This window comes from Hymenobacter yonginensis, from assembly GCF_027625995.1.
Classification (GTDB): domain Bacteria; phylum Bacteroidota; class Bacteroidia; order Cytophagales; family Hymenobacteraceae; genus Hymenobacter; species Hymenobacter yonginensis.
Map to the genome: position 1 here is coordinate 872499 of NZ_CP115396.1, position 14100 is coordinate 886598.

Consider the following 14100-nt stretch of genomic DNA (forward strand, 5'->3'; position numbering starts at 1 on the left):
GCTCAGACAGGAAAAGGCAGGCGGGCCGGCGTGGCCGGGGCTGGGGTGGCAGGCTGCTGTGGCGTATTCGGGCGCAGGGTAGGCGGCGGCGCTGGCGTCAGTTGCCGGATACGCAGCAGCCCAAACCCGATGAAGCCGTAGAAAAAAGACGGCAGGCAGTAGGAGTAGGCATATACCAGGTTCGTGACGATGAGCACGGCCCAGGTCAGGGCTTCGGGCGCCACGGGCACGCGCCGTAGCAGCTGGCGCATCACGGAGAGGTGAGGCAGCACAAACAACACCAGCCCTACGCCTCCGAAGTAAAAGAGCGTTTCGAGGTAGAAGCTGTGCAGGTTGTGGCCGTGCCCATCCTCAAAGAAAGGCTGATTGCTCTCGGGGTTGTAGAACTGCACCGGCAGCTCAAACCCTGCCAGGCGCATACCCAGTACCGGGTGTTCTTCCACGAATGGCCAGTAGGATTCGAACTGCAGCACCCGCCACGACCCCGTGCCCTGGGTGCTGTGGTTTTCGATGTCGGAGAAGTTGGCGGCCAGCTTATCAAGCACCTCCGGATACGACACCAAAATGAAGGAAGCCGCCAGCGACACCGCCAGCAGTGGAATGCCCAAGAGCAAGGGCCCGGCCGCGCCACCCAGCCGGCGGGGAGCCGCGCGGGTCACCAGCACCACATTCAGAACCAGCGCCAGCGCGGAGGTGACCCATACTGTGCGGTGTTGGAAGAAAAAGATGGCCAGTGCAGCCAGGAAAAACAGCAGCAGATGCCGCATCTGGCGGCCGGCCAGGTACTCGTTGAAATGATACAGCAGCGGCAGCATCAGCAGGTAGGCCGAAGAGGCATACAGCCCCCGGTTGTGGGCCAGGAAGGCCCCCAGGCTTAATACATCGGAGTTGACCAGCACCAGATTCAGTGCCAGGGCCACCCAGATCAGCGGAATAAGGTCGGCGAGTGTAATGCGGCCCACCCGCGCATAGAAGCCATAGAAGGCCGGAATGGCAAACAGAATCAGCAGCTTCTGAAACACATGCGGATACACCATAGGCGTGTCGTAGAACCAGTAGGACTCTGCTGCCAGCAGTGCCGTGGCTACTACCGTGGCCCAGAAAATTCCCCGGGCCATGCCGTGCAGGTACCGGTAATAGAGCACGCTAAGTACCACCGACAGCAGGGCGAATAAGCGGGTGTACACCAGCGTGAAGGTATGGGCCGGATGTGGGCCCAGGTCTTCTTCGGGGGCGTGGCCGGTGAGCAGGTCTGAAAACAGCGGGTCGGAGAGCAGCAGCACCAGCATGCCCACGATGTAGCAATAGCGTAGACTGATTTTCATGGCAGCTCAAGCAAGGGAAGGGAACAGCGTTGGGCTGGCGGCGGCCAGCTTTCGTGGTCAGAGGTAAGTGTACTGGGCGGGTAGCCGAGCACCTGCGCATAGAGTCGCTCGTAGGCTGCCGTCACGGCGGCCTGGGAGAAGTGCTTGGCCACCCGGCTTACTCCCCGGGCGCTCAGCTCCTCGTAGCGGGCCGGTTGCGTAAGTAGCTCCTGTAAGGCTTCCGCAATGGCGGTTGGCGAGTTGATATCGGTGAGCACTCCGCAGTGGCCTTGCTCCAGCACCCAGGGCACAGCGCCCGAGTGGCGGCCTGCCACCACAGGCAAGCCGGCCTGCATGGCTTCCACCAGCGTCAGGCCAAACGATTCTTCCCGGGAAGGATGCAGCAGCAAGTCGAAATCGGGCAGGCATTGTAGCAACTCCTCGTGGAGCAGGCATCCGCCGAAATGCACGCCTTCTGCCAGGCCCTCGGATAGCGCCCACTGCTGGGCGGCTTCATTTTGGCCATAATCGGGCCCGTATAGCCAGTACTCGAGGCCGGGCCCCAGCTGGCGCCGCACCGTCTGGAACGCCCGCAGTGCCGTGGCAACGTTTTTCAGCTCCGACCAGCCCGTAATGATGGATATGATGCGTCGCCGCGGCCCATTCGGGAAGGCGCGCACGCCGCCAGGGGCCGGCAGCACGGCATTGGGCACCAGCGCCGGCTTCCGGGTGCGGCTGCGCAGCGCCTCCACCAGATACGGTGACACAGCCGAAAAATTGCGGCCTCGGTGCAGCATCCAGAGCTTAAGCACCAGCCGCACTACCCGGTACAAGTCGGGCTGGTAGCGCAGCACCTTCCACGGATTGTCGTGGAGGGTGATAAGGTGTGGCCGCCCGCTGGCCAGAGCACCGCGGGTAAACTCGTAAGCCCAGTGTGCGTGCACGATATCAGGCTCATCGAGGTCAATGAACTGATGGACAAGCGCGGCTTCCGCGGCAAACAGGTCGGGGCAGTGCTGCCGGGCGCGAGGCCGAAAATTGCCCACGTACACGGTCAGGTGCGGGCCGCGCAGTATCACTGGCTCTGAAATATTGTGTCCCAGCGTGTATACCGATACCGTATGGCCGGCGGCCAGCAACCCCTGCACCAGAGGCGTAGTCGCGCTGCCGCCCAGGCCCTGCGGCAGCACAGTGCCAGCCGCTAGGTTGAGGTGCGGACTCAGCACTTCAATATCAATGGGAGTAGCCAAACCGATTTTCATGGTGCGAGAAAGCCTGAAGTGAAGCAATAGGTGGCAGCAGGACGGTAGGGTTTCGGTATAAATAGCTGTCAGATAGCGCGGTATTCAGGTTGGGTAGTCAGGCTATTGCTTGCTGCCGAGTACAGCAGCTGAGGGGTTTAAGAGCGCCAGCAGCCAGTCGCGCAACTGGCCGCTGCCGAGGTGGGCGTCCACCTCGTGGTAGAGCGAGAGCCGGACTGTGCGGTTCCAGGGCATAGCCAGCTGGCCCAGTAGCGCGGCTACTCCCAGCGCCATCAGCAGCAGCAGCTGCGGCAGCGCGGCCACGTGCAGCCGGGCTAAGCCAGTTTGCGCGGTGCCTAGCACCAGGGCCAGCACCAGGGCCGTGCAGAGCGCCGGCCAGTAAGCCCCCCACAGGTCGGTCGCTGGAACATGCAGGTAGCGGTGGATGGCAAACTGGTAGGCGCCGTGGCGCAGCAGCTCCGCCAGCAGCACCGTCAGGGCCATGGCCCGCAACCCGTAGGGCGCCGTCAGCAGCAGCCCGGCCCCTAGCACGGCAATAAAGCCCAGCTGCAGCCACACCTTGAACTGGAGCTTGCCCAACGATTCGCAGAGCGAGCCACTATAGATGGTAAGCAGGTGGGCGCCTACCATCAGGGCCAGTGGCCCCAGCAACGGTACCGCGGCGCCCCACTGGGGCCCCAGCACCACCCGCACCAGCGGGTCGGCGGCGGTAGCCATGCCGGCCGCCATCGGCAGCATCACCCACGCCGACAAGCTGAGGGAGGTGAGGTAGAGCGGCCGCAGGCGCGGGAGGTCGTGCTGCAGGCTGCTGTAGGAGGGCAGCATCACCCGCGAAATGCTGTCAGTGAATTGGTACAGCGGCAGCTGTACCAGAAAAAAGGTGCGGTTGTAGAGCCCCAGCGTGTAGGTACCCAGCAGCCGCCCAATGCTGAGCCGGTCCAGGTTGGCACCTACGTATTCCAGCGAACTCACCACCGATACCGCTCCGCCAAAATTGACAAGGGGCTGATAATGGGCCCAGCACAACGGCGGGCGCAGGCTGTGCCGCACACATAGCCAGGCCGCTACGGCCTTTACCAGCAGATTGCAGAGCGTGGCGCCTACCAAACTCCAGATGCCCCAGCCTGCCCACGCCATGCCCAAGCCAACAACACCATACCCCACCAGAAAGGCGCCCAGCTCTATGCGGGCCAGCAGATCGAAGGCCATACGGCGGCGCAACAGGCTTTGCGACGTAGCGCCAAGGCTGTTTACCACAAACGTGAGCGACATGCCGCGCAGCACGCTCACCACTCCCGGCTCCTTGAAAAGCAGTGTCGCCAGCGGCGCCAGCCCCCACATCAGGCTGGTGACCAGGATGCCCAGCCCGATGGCTACGGTAGAGGTGGCCCGGATGTGCACCGGCTCCAGCGTGGCCCGCTGAATGAGCGCTTGCTCCAGCCCCATGTGGGCAAAGTAGCCCCCAAAGCTGATAACCACCATAGCCATTCCCATCAGCCCAAAGTCGGCCGGGGTGAGCAGGCGGGACATAATCCCGGAATACACGAATTGCAGCACGGCAATCAGGCCGGTGGCAATCAGGCTCCAGCGCAGGCCGCGAAGGGTGCTGGCCGGAATGGCAGATGTAGAGACAGCAGGCATAGCAGAAGCAAAAGCAACGGGCTGCGCAGAAGACAACGGGAGGCAGGAGCGGCGGACGACATGAACAGAAACAGCGGGCTGCTATGCGCCTAGCCGGGGCTAAGCGTCAGGCGGGGCGGCGGCGACAGGAGCCGCCGTAGTACCACCAGCAACCGGGGCAGCTTCCGGGCCAGGATCAGCAGGCGCTGCGGGTGCCACAGCGGCCGCGGAACGCCTAGAAAGCGGCCCAGGTACGCGGCCAGTTCGGTAGGCGGCGTTTGCCAGAAAGTACTGTGTGGGTCCAGCACCCGGCGGCACAAAATGGGCAGGCCCTGGTTTTTCTCGTTGGGCAGATGCCAGATAGGCAGCTGTATATCGGTGGCGCGCACGTCGGTTTTGCGGTACGAAGTCCAGATGCGCCGAATGAACGGGCTGGCATCCGTTCCCGGCCGCGCTAGGCGGTTATACACGTAGCTGGTTAGGTACTCGTCGCCGTCGAAGAGGCTGCGGCCGCTGGCAAAACGAGGCGCCGCCGTGGGGTAGTCGCGCAGCACCATCGCCCAGAACGCCTGCAGCTCGGCGGCAACCTCGGCGAGGCGTTGGCGGCTCCCGCCCAGCAACTCGCCGCCGTAGTGGCGCGGCACCGCTACCGGATAGGTCGGGTCGAGTTGCCGGTACAAGTGGCCGATGTCGCGGCGGCTGAGGCCGTGCACTTTGGTGTCGGGGCCGGTGTCGGGTTCGGCATCGAGCAGCAGCAGGGTGTCGGGCTGGCGCAGCAGTTCCAGCAGGGCCGGCACTGGCCGCGTCCAGACGCAGTCGGAATCGAGCAGGAGGCTGCCGGCTTCTGCCTCCGGCCGGGCCAGCTCGCGCAATACTTCCAGCTTGTAGAAGGCGTTGCGAAACTCAGTGCCGAAGGCCGGCGGCGGGCAGAACTCCTCGAACGCCAACGGTCGGATCTGCACCCCCATCGCCAGCAGAAACGCCCGGTAATCGGTGCCCTCCCAGCAAGCGGGCGCCTCATCGTTGGTGTAAAACAGGTGTGTCACGCTGGGGTTGCAGCGTACGGAGGTCGCGAAGAACACCACCGTACACTGCCAGTACACCCGGCGCCGTTCCTGCGCGCCCACATCAAGGAGTTGCGGATACACCGAGGCCGGAGTGCCGGCCGTGTCCACGCAAAGGCTCGTTACGATGGCCATGAGGCTGGAGGGAGAGGGTTGGAAAGGAGGAGGGAGCTGCACCCGGCCCGGGCGTGGTGCCGCCCAAAGCCAAAAGCGTGTCGCCAGCGCACTGCTACACCGAGTAGTAGGCCGCCTGGCTCTTGTAGTGGTACTCGTAGGTATCGTGGAAATTCACGTTGTTGAGCAGCACGTACACCTGGCCGGCCGGCGTGCCGGGGTGGGCACTGTCGGCAAGCTCCTGCAGGTGCTGCAGGCTGGTGCGCTGCGTGTAGCGGTGGCGCACCACAAACACCGACACGTCGATGTACTGCCGCAGGATGTGGTATTCCGAAACCAGCCCCACCGGCGGCGCATCCAGCACCACGTAGTCGTATTCCTTTTTGAGCAGGTCGATCAGGGCGCCGAAGCGCGGGTTTTCCAGCAGGGCCATGGCATCGTCCGGAATGGGACCGGCCGCCAGCACGTCCAGGTTCGGAATGTGGCCGGGGTGCTGCAGGGCCTCAGCCAGCGTGATTTCGCCCCGCAGATAAGACGACAGCCCCGGCCGCTGCGCCGAGAAGTCGAAGTAGCCGCTCATGGTGGGCTTGCGCAGGTCTGTCTCGATCAGCACCACACGCTTACCCGACAAGGCTAGCTCCGCCGTCAGGTTGGCACAGCAGAACGTTTTACCTTCGCCCGAAACTGCGGAAGTAAAGCCAATCACCTTCTGCTGCGTGCCGCCACTCACGTACTGCAGGTTGATGCGCACCGTCCGAAACGACTCTGTGACGGCCGATTTGGGCATTTCATGGCGCACCAGCTTCGTCGACCGGCCGGCATCGGCAATCAACCCCAGAAACGGCACGCTCGTCACGCTCTTGATCTGGTCGACGGTCTGCACGGTCTGGTCGGCCCGGTCGCGGAGCAGGATGAAGCCCGCCGGAATCGCCAGCCCCAGCACCAGCGCAATCAGGTAGAGCTGCGAGGGCAGCGGCGGCAGCGGGTCGCTGCTTTCCATGGCGGCCTGGTCCACCACTTTCTTGTCGCTGGTGTTGGTGGCCAGCGTCACGGCGGCCTCGGTTTTCTTCTGCAGCAGGAAGGTGTAGTTTTTGTCGTTGATGTCGGCTTGGCTGCGCAGCAGCGCCAACTGGCGCTCGTTTTCCGGCAGCTGGCTGATGCTGCTTCGTACGGCGCCCAGCCGCTGATCGTAGCCGCGCAGAGCCGCTTCTGAGGAGCGGACGAGGTTGGTGAGGTTGCGCAGCAGCGCCGCCCGTCGGCCCTGAATCTTGTTGTTGAGGGCCTGCACCACCGGGTTGTCTTCGGAGGCTTCCACGGCCAGCCCGGCCTTCTGGCTGTTGAGCTGGGCCAGCTCCATAATCTGGCTGTTGAGCACCGGGTCTTCCACGCCCAGGCCCGTGGCCGAGCTCACGGCGTCGCCATCGGGAGAGGCCCGCAGGTAGCTGAGCACGTTCAGGTAGGCCAGGCGGGCGTTCAGGACTCTGGACCGTTCGTTTTCCAGCTGGCTGCGCATCTGCAGATCGGAAGTGGCCTGCTGCGTAGCGTCCACCAGGCCGCGCTGCCCCCGGAACGTAGCTACGGCCGATTCGGCGCGCCGCAATGAGTCGCCGACCTTGCCCAGCTGCGAATCGATGAACGACAGCGCCGTGCGTCCGTCCCGGTTTTTGTCGTTGAGGTCGTTGGCAATGTAGGTGTGCATCAGCGCATCCAGAAAGCGCAACTCCTTGGCGGGCACGGCCCCTTTCGTGGTCAGGTTCAGCACCCGTGAGTAGCGCTCAATCGGTTTTACCAGTAGGCCACTGCGGTACGCGCTGGTTAGTTCTGGCAGCGTATGCAGCACGAAGAAGAACTTCTGGCCGCCGAGCGCCGCCGTGCTGCCCTCAATGGTGAAGCGCGAGTAAGGGCCCTGTACTATCTCTCCTGGGTTCACCGTTCGTTCGAAGCTGAACTCTGGCACGGTGTTAAGCATGGCTCCCGTCTGGTACTGCACCACCGGCACCCGCTTGCCTTCGGCCTGCACCCGCAGTCGGCCATCGGGCAGCGTTTCCACGAAATAGCGCACCCCGGTTGCTTGCGGCGAGGCGCTGTCGACCAGCACCCGCAGGGGCACCTCGGCGCCGTACAACTCCTGCGTCTTAAGCGGCCGGAGCGCATTCACCCATACATCGGGCACCACGTGGTAGCTGACGCCGAAGTCCAGCCCCTGCAACGCCTGGCTTACCAGGCCGGCCGAGGTCAGCAGTCCGATTTCGTCCTCTGTTTTCGTCTCGTGCTCCTTGTTATCGGTCGTAAGCAGATCCTGCGCGTGGCGTGAGCCGGTGGCGCGCTCGGATAGCATCAGCGTCGATTTGAACCCGTAGCGTACTGGCAGCAGCTGGGCCAGGAAAAAAGCAGCCCCCAATGCCAGCACCAGCGACGCCGCAAAGTAGTACCAGCGTGCCCGGAGCTTGAACAGCATGTTGCTCAAATTTAGCTCGTCGGCCGTGGAAGGAGTTTGATGAGTAGCCATAGCATCAGAGGAAAAGCAGGAGGTGTGACAGGATAAAGCAGGCGGGAACCCAGCGGCTTCGAGGTAGCGTAGCGGAAAACCTTAATTTACTATAGTTATATTTAAAAATGGTTTTGTGACATGTTTTTGCAGGTCTTATCGGAAGAGGCCGTACAGCAGGGCAGCCGTGCCCAGGCCCGAAAACAGCAGCCCTAGGTTCACGGAGTTGCCGCGCTGCGTCAGGGCCTTCACCGGCTCCACGTACAAGGCATCATTGGGCAGCAAGTAATAGTAGGGCGAGCTGAGCAGCTCCGGGCGCGTGAGGTCGAGCAGCATCACCTGCGACCCGTCCTTGGTTTGCCGGATCAGCTTCACATTGCGGCGGTTGCCTAGAGGCGTCAGGTCGCCGGCCAGCCCCAGAGCCTCCAGCACCGTGGCCCGGTCGTTGAAAATGGTGTAGCGGCCCGGCGTTTTCACCTCGCCCAGCACCGTTACCCGGAAGCTCACCAGCCGCAGCACCACCGTGGCGTTGCGCACGTAAGTGGCTATCGATTTCTGCACCAATTCCTGGGCGGCGCTGATGGTGAGCCCTTTCACCGGCACCTTGCCCACCGTCGGGACCAGAATGTTGCCGGTATTGTCAACCACGTAGCCATTGACGTACAGTGAGCCGGGGTCCGACTGGTTGAATACCAGCTCGTTTTCGTGCAGGTTGAATGCCTTAGTTAGCTCTGGCTGCGCGCTCTGCACCTTAATGTACAGCACATCATTAGGCATAATCAGGTACTCGGCGGGCTGGTTGACCACGCTGGTGGGCTGGGCCGAATAATTACCCTGTAAATAGCTGACGTCGCGCGTGGAAACGCACGAAACCAGCGTAGTACTCAACAGTAACACACCCAACAGCACCAAGCGAACAGCAGACGAAACGGCGGAATACGGCATGGCTGGCAAAACGTAGTGAGAAAGGAGCGGGAAAAGGCCAGTAACACGATATAAAGCAAAAATTACTGACTGGCACTTTTTTATAAAAATGTTGTATTGAAATGGCAAAAGCAAGTATTTATTAAATTTTTTAAATAAAATATTGCACTGATAACAGTGCTGATTGTGCTGTGTATAGGTAAAAATCTATGTTTCAGGCTGCTAGGGTGCCTGGGCAGCACACTGGGCCGGATACGCTGAAGGCTGTACCTTCGGCCTGTCGGATTCCGGCATCACCCTAACCTCCCGCTGCATGAAAATCCTGCTGGTGGAAGACGAGCCCAAAGTGGCCGCCTTTCTGCATAAAGGCCTGACGGAGCAACAACACAACGTAGAAGTGGCCATTGATGGACCCACCGGCCTCCGGCTGGCCCTCTCCGGCCAACACGACCTGATTATCCTCGACAACCTGCTCCCGGGCCTGAGTGGCCTGGAAGTCTGCCGGCAGGTGCGGGCCCACAACCCGGCCGTCCCCATCCTGATGCTCACGGCCCTGGGCGAAACCGACGACAAAATCCGCGGCCTCGATGCCGGCGCCGACGACTACCTGGTGAAGCCCTTTGCTTTCCAGGAGCTGCTGGCCCGGGTGCGCGCCCTGGTTCGGCGGCGCCCCGAGGCTGCTGCCGCCGCCGCCGTGCTGCAGCTCGCCGACCTCACCCTGGACCCGGGCAGCAAGCTGGTGCAGCGCGCCGGGCAGCCCATTCAGCTCACGGCGCGGGAGTTTTCGCTGCTGGAGTACCTGTTGCGCCACAAGGGCCGGGTCATTTCGCGGGTTGATATTCTGGAGCACGTCTGGGAAACCTCGTTCGACACCGGCTCCAACGTCATCGACGTGTACATCAACTTTCTCCGCAAGAAAATCGACAAGGACTTCACCCCCAAGCTCATCCACACGCTGGTAGGCATGGGCTACGTGATGAAGGAAGAGTAGACTTTTTTTGGGATTAGGGATGAAGGATTAGGGACTGTGGCTTAGGAATCGGGCCTGGATTCTTACATCAGATTGGACCTGTATCCTAATCCCCAATCCTTCATCCCTAATCCCTAATCCACAATCCTTCATCCCTAATCCCTAAAACTCCCACATGACGATACGCCTTCGGCTGGCGCTGCAGTTTGCGGCTATTCTGGCGTTTACGCTGCTGCTGTTTTCGCTGGTTATCTACTTCTTCACGGCCCAGGCCCGGCAGGAGTCGTTCACCGAAAACCTGTTTGCGCGCGCCCGCATCGTGGCCCACGTGTACCTTGATGGTACCGGCCGGGCCGATGAGGCCAGCCGGGCTTCGTACCGCCGCTACCTGCGCCAGTTCTACCGCACACTGCCGGAAGAGGAGGTGCGCGTGTACGACGTCCGCAACAAGGTGGTGTTTCGGGAAGGGCAGCTGTCCGACGTGCCGGTGCCCGTGAGCCTGCTGAGCGCCGTGCGGCAGGAGGGGCGGGAAGTGCAGCTGCTATCCAACTACCACCAGACGGTGGGGCTGCTCTACCGCGACGCCCGCCGGGGCGACTTTGTGGTGGTGGCCTCGTCGGTGGATACGGATAGCCGCGACAAGCTGCGCAGCCTGGGCAACATCCTGGCCTTCGGGCTGCTCTCGTCGTTTATTATGGTGAGCATCGGGGGCTGGTTTTTTGCCGGCATGGCGCTCCGGCCCATGCAGAAAGTGGTGCGCGAAGTGGACAGCATCACCGTATCGGACCTGCACCGGCGCCTCTCACAGGCCGACGGCTACGACGAAATTGCCCATCTGGCCCAGCGCTTCAATCAGCTCCTCGACCGGCTTGAAACGGCCTTCGCCGGCCAGCGCACCTTCGTGCGCGACGCCTCCCACGAGCTGCGCACGCCCCTCACGGTGCTGATTGGCGAGCTGGAAGTGGCGCTGCTGCAGCAGGAGCGGAGCCCGCAGGAGTACCGCCGCGTGCTGCAGAGCACCCTCGATGCGGCCCGCCTGCTCAAGGACCTCACCAACGGCCTGCTCCAGATTGCCCGCGCCTCCGACGACCCCTCGCAGGTGCCGCTCACCACCCTACGCCTCGACGAGTTGCTGCTGCAGGCCCACGAAGAAGTGCAGCGCCGCAACCCCACCTGCCGCGTCGACCTGGAGTTCGGCGACGTGCCGGCCATGGTGCGCCAGCCGTTTGCGGTGCGCGGCAACGAGGCCCTGCTGCTATCGGCGTTCCTGAACGTGCTGGAAAATGCCTGCAAGTTCTCCAAGAACACGGCCGCGCCTATCGTGGCCAGCCTCACTACCACGGCCTCGCGCGTGGTGCTGGAAGTGCGCGACCAGGGCGTGGGCATGAGCGAAGCCGACCGGCTGCAGGTGTTCGTGCCCTTCTTCCGGGCCGAGGCTATCCGCATGGTGCCCGGGCACGGCATTGGCCTGCCGCTCACGTCCAAGATTATGGCGCTGCATGGCGGCCTTATCCGGGTAGATAGTGAGCTGGGCCAAGGCACGCAGGTGTGGCTGGAGTGGCCTGCGCTGGGATAATCGGGCAATGGAAATACAGCTTATGTATAGGGCTTCGACGATTTAACTCGCTTTTAATTCTCTTTTAACCGGGTCTTAATTAGGCCGCCTTAGACTTGTGGACTGCTCCTTCTAACCGTGCCGGCTGCACAGCTGGCATAGCCCACTCCACTTTTCTACCCATGCCCGAAATAGCTCCGGCTCCGCCGCAACAGACGGCGTCCGTCCCGGTTCCGATGGCCGCCCCCGGCGGCGTATTCAGCTCTTTGGGCAAAGATGCGCCAGCTGGTCTTGTGGTGTTTCTGGTGGCGCTGCCGCTGTGCCTGGGCATTTCGCTGGCCTCGGGGGCTCCCCTGATGGCGGGCCTGATTACCGGAATTGTGGGCGGCTTGTTGGTGTCGTGGCTTAGCGGCTCGCAACTGAGTGTGAGCGGCCCCGCGGCTGGCCTCACGGCAATTGTGCTGTCGGCGCTCCAGACGCTGGGCTCCTTTGAAGCCATGCTGGCCGCCACGGTGGTAGCCGGCATCCTGCAGGTAGTAATGGGCTTCGTCCGGGCCGGTATCATCGGGCTGTATTTCCCCACGTCCGTTATCCGGGGCATGCTGGCCGCCATCGGCCTCATCCTGATTCTGAAGCAGATTCCGCACCTGCTCGGAGTGGATACCGACTACTTCGAGGACATGACGTTCCTGCAGTTCGACGGCCAGAACACGTTTTCGGCGCTGGCGGGGGCGTTGCGTTCGTTCGGCTGGGGCTCCGCGCTTATCGGCATGGTGTCGTTGGGGGTGCTGGTGTTTTGGGAAAATGTGCTGGCTAAGCGTATTGCCGTATTCCGGCTGATACCGTCGGCGCTGGTGGTGGTGGTGCTGTCGATTGCGCTCAGCTCGCTGCTCGATATTGCCCTGCCCGTGCTGAAAGTGCGGCCCGAGCACCTGGTGCAGCTGCCCAATATCAATTCTTGGTCGGATTTTGTGGGCGTGTTTACGTTTCCGCAGTGGTCGGCCGTGGTCAAGCCGGGTTTCGTGATGGTGGCCTTCACCATTGCCATCGTTGCCTCACTGGAAAGCCTGCTCAGCGTGGAAGCCGTGGACAAGCTGGACCCGCACAAGCGGTCCACGCCCACCAACCGCGAGCTGATGGCCCAGGGCGCCGGCAACATCATCAGCGGCCTGATTGGCGGCCTGCCCATGACGGCCGTTATCGTGCGCAGCTCGGCCAACATCAACGCCGGCGGCCAGACCCGCATGTCGGCCTTCATCCACGGCCTGCTGCTGCTCACGAGCCTGCTGTTTCTGGAAACCATCCTCAACCGGATTCCGCTGTCGGCGCTGGCGGCCGTACTGCTACTGGTGGGCTACAAGCTCACTAAGCCGGCCCTGTACCGCACGCAGTGGAAGCTGGGCTGGCAGCAGTTTCTGCCGTTCATCATTACGGTGATGGCTGTGCTACTCACCGACCTGCTCAAGGGCGTCACGATTGGCCTGGTGGTCGGCATCTTCTATATCCTCAAAACGCACTACGAGTCGGCCTATTTCCTGCGCCAGACCCCCGAGCTGCAGGCGGCCGGCGTCTACCATCTGAAGCTGGGCGAGCATGTGTCCTTCCTCAACAAAGCCAGCGTCATCCGGATGCTGGAGCAGTTCGGCCCCGGCAGCCACGTCATCCTCGACGGCACCGAGTCGGAAATGATTGACTACGACGTGCTGGAGGCCATCGAAAACTTCCGTCAGTCGGCGCCCGAGCGGGGCCTGAAGCTGGAGTTGCGCGGGATTCAGCAGGTGGAGGTAATGGGCCATTAGGCGGCCCGGGTCCGCCGTCTTTCTCTCACGAGCCTGCAGGCCAGGTTGCCGCACTACCACACCTGCCCTCGGGCAGCACCACTCATTCACTTTCTCATGAGCATTGATAAAATATTAGAAAATAACCGCGGCTGGGTGGCCGAAATGAAAGCCACCGACCCGGATTTTTTCAACCGTCTCGCCGACGGCCAAAAGCCCAAGTACCTGTTCATCGGCTGCTCCGACTCGCGGGTGCCGGCTTCGGCCATCACCGGCACCGGCCCGGGCGAGATGTTCGTGCACCGCAACATTGCCAACATGGTGGTGCACACCGACTTCAATATGCTGTCGGTGCTGCAGTACGCCGTGGAAGTGCTGGGCGTCGAGGACATTTTGGTGGTGGGCCACTACGGCTGCGGCGGCGTGGCGGCGGCGGCAGCCAACAAGCAATACGGCCTCATTGACAACTGGCTGACCAACATCCGCGACGTTATCCGGGTGCACGAAATGGAGTTTCTGCGCATCAAGGACGACGGGCAGCGCCTGCGCCGCCTAGTGGAGCTGAACGTAATCGAGCAGGTGCGCAACTTGGCCAAAACCAACATCATCCAGAACGCCCGCAAAACCAGCAAGCCCCCGCGCCTCCACGGCCTCGTCTACGACATCAAGGAAGGCCTGCTGAAAAATCTGGAGGTGGAGGACAACGGCATTGGCGAGCTGCAGCACATCTACGGCACCGAAGCCATGAAGCACGCCGAGGAGGTGCTGGAGAGCCAGCCCGGCTTCAACCCCAAAGCCGACAAAGGCCAGCTGCTGGACGAGCCGCAGAAAACTAAAAAAGACAAGAAGGAGGACAAAGGTCCTCACCTGCAAAAAGCCAGCTAATGGCTCCCAGTCTTGCCCTCGGGCAAGTTACGTAGTTAAGTGTGGTTGGAACCGCCGTAGCCCTTGGCTACGGCGGTTTTTTTGTGGGCTACAGCCTGCTGATTTCAGCCGTTGCGAACCTGCCACCCCCCTTGCT

General features: G+C 62.2%; 10 protein-coding genes. 4 read left to right on the forward strand and 6 right to left on the reverse strand.

What is annotated here, in order from left to right:
- Window positions 1-2 precede the first annotated feature (2 nt).
- The 6 genes from O9Z63_RS03830 to O9Z63_RS03855 all read right to left on the reverse strand — a co-directional run bounded on the left by O9Z63_RS03830 (window position 3) and on the right by O9Z63_RS03855 (window position 8740).
- A complete protein-coding gene (locus tag O9Z63_RS03830) occupies window positions 3-1325 on the reverse strand; it encodes an O-antigen ligase family protein (RefSeq protein WP_270127980.1) in 1323 nt (440 codons plus the stop codon).
- Window positions 1322-2566 carry a glycosyltransferase family 4 protein gene (locus O9Z63_RS03835; protein WP_270127981.1) on the reverse strand — a complete coding sequence of 415 codons (1245 nt, stop codon included), beginning with the start codon at window positions 2564-2566 and terminating at the stop codon, window positions 1322-1324. The genes O9Z63_RS03830 and O9Z63_RS03835 overlap by 4 nt, the downstream gene beginning before the upstream one ends.
- A 102-nt stretch (window positions 2567-2668) precedes the next feature.
- Window positions 2669-4207: a lipopolysaccharide biosynthesis protein gene (locus O9Z63_RS03840; RefSeq protein ID WP_270127983.1), complete on the reverse strand. Its 1539-nt coding sequence runs from the start codon at window positions 4205-4207 to the stop codon at window positions 2669-2671.
- Between the two features lie 89 nt (window positions 4208-4296).
- Window positions 4297-5385, reverse strand: a complete 1089-nt coding sequence (locus tag O9Z63_RS03845) for a hypothetical protein (protein WP_270127984.1) — start codon at window positions 5383-5385, stop codon at window positions 4297-4299.
- 94 nt (window positions 5386-5479) lie between these two features.
- Window positions 5480-7873, reverse strand: coding sequence for a GumC family protein (locus O9Z63_RS03850; RefSeq protein WP_270127985.1), 2394 nt, complete (start codon window positions 7871-7873; stop codon window positions 5480-5482).
- Between the two features lie 135 nt (window positions 7874-8008).
- A complete protein-coding gene (locus O9Z63_RS03855) occupies window positions 8009-8740 on the reverse strand; it encodes a polysaccharide biosynthesis/export family protein (RefSeq protein ID WP_270127986.1) in 732 nt (243 codons plus the stop codon).
- 349 nt (window positions 8741-9089) lie between these two features.
- Between O9Z63_RS03855 and O9Z63_RS03860 the strand changes: the two genes are divergently transcribed.
- The 4 genes from O9Z63_RS03860 to O9Z63_RS03875 all read left to right on the forward strand — a co-directional run bounded on the left by O9Z63_RS03860 (window position 9090) and on the right by O9Z63_RS03875 (window position 13964).
- Window positions 9090-9767: a response regulator transcription factor gene (locus O9Z63_RS03860; RefSeq protein ID WP_044013200.1), complete on the forward strand. Its 678-nt coding sequence runs from the start codon at window positions 9090-9092 to the stop codon at window positions 9765-9767.
- 154 nt (window positions 9768-9921) lie between these two features.
- The gene (locus O9Z63_RS03865) at window positions 9922-11322 is read left to right on the forward strand and encodes a HAMP domain-containing sensor histidine kinase (RefSeq protein WP_270127988.1); all 1401 of its coding nucleotides are present in this window, start codon (window positions 9922-9924) and stop codon (window positions 11320-11322) included.
- Window positions 11323-11483: 161 nt separating this feature from the next.
- The gene (locus O9Z63_RS03870; RefSeq protein WP_333490333.1) at window positions 11484-13100 is read left to right on the forward strand and encodes a SulP family inorganic anion transporter; all 1617 of its coding nucleotides are present in this window, start codon (window positions 11484-11486) and stop codon (window positions 13098-13100) included.
- 96 nt (window positions 13101-13196) lie between these two features.
- On the forward strand, window positions 13197-13964 hold the full coding sequence (locus tag O9Z63_RS03875; protein WP_270127989.1) for a carbonic anhydrase: 768 nt from the start codon (window positions 13197-13199) through the stop codon (window positions 13962-13964).
- Window positions 13965-14100 lie beyond the last annotated feature (136 nt).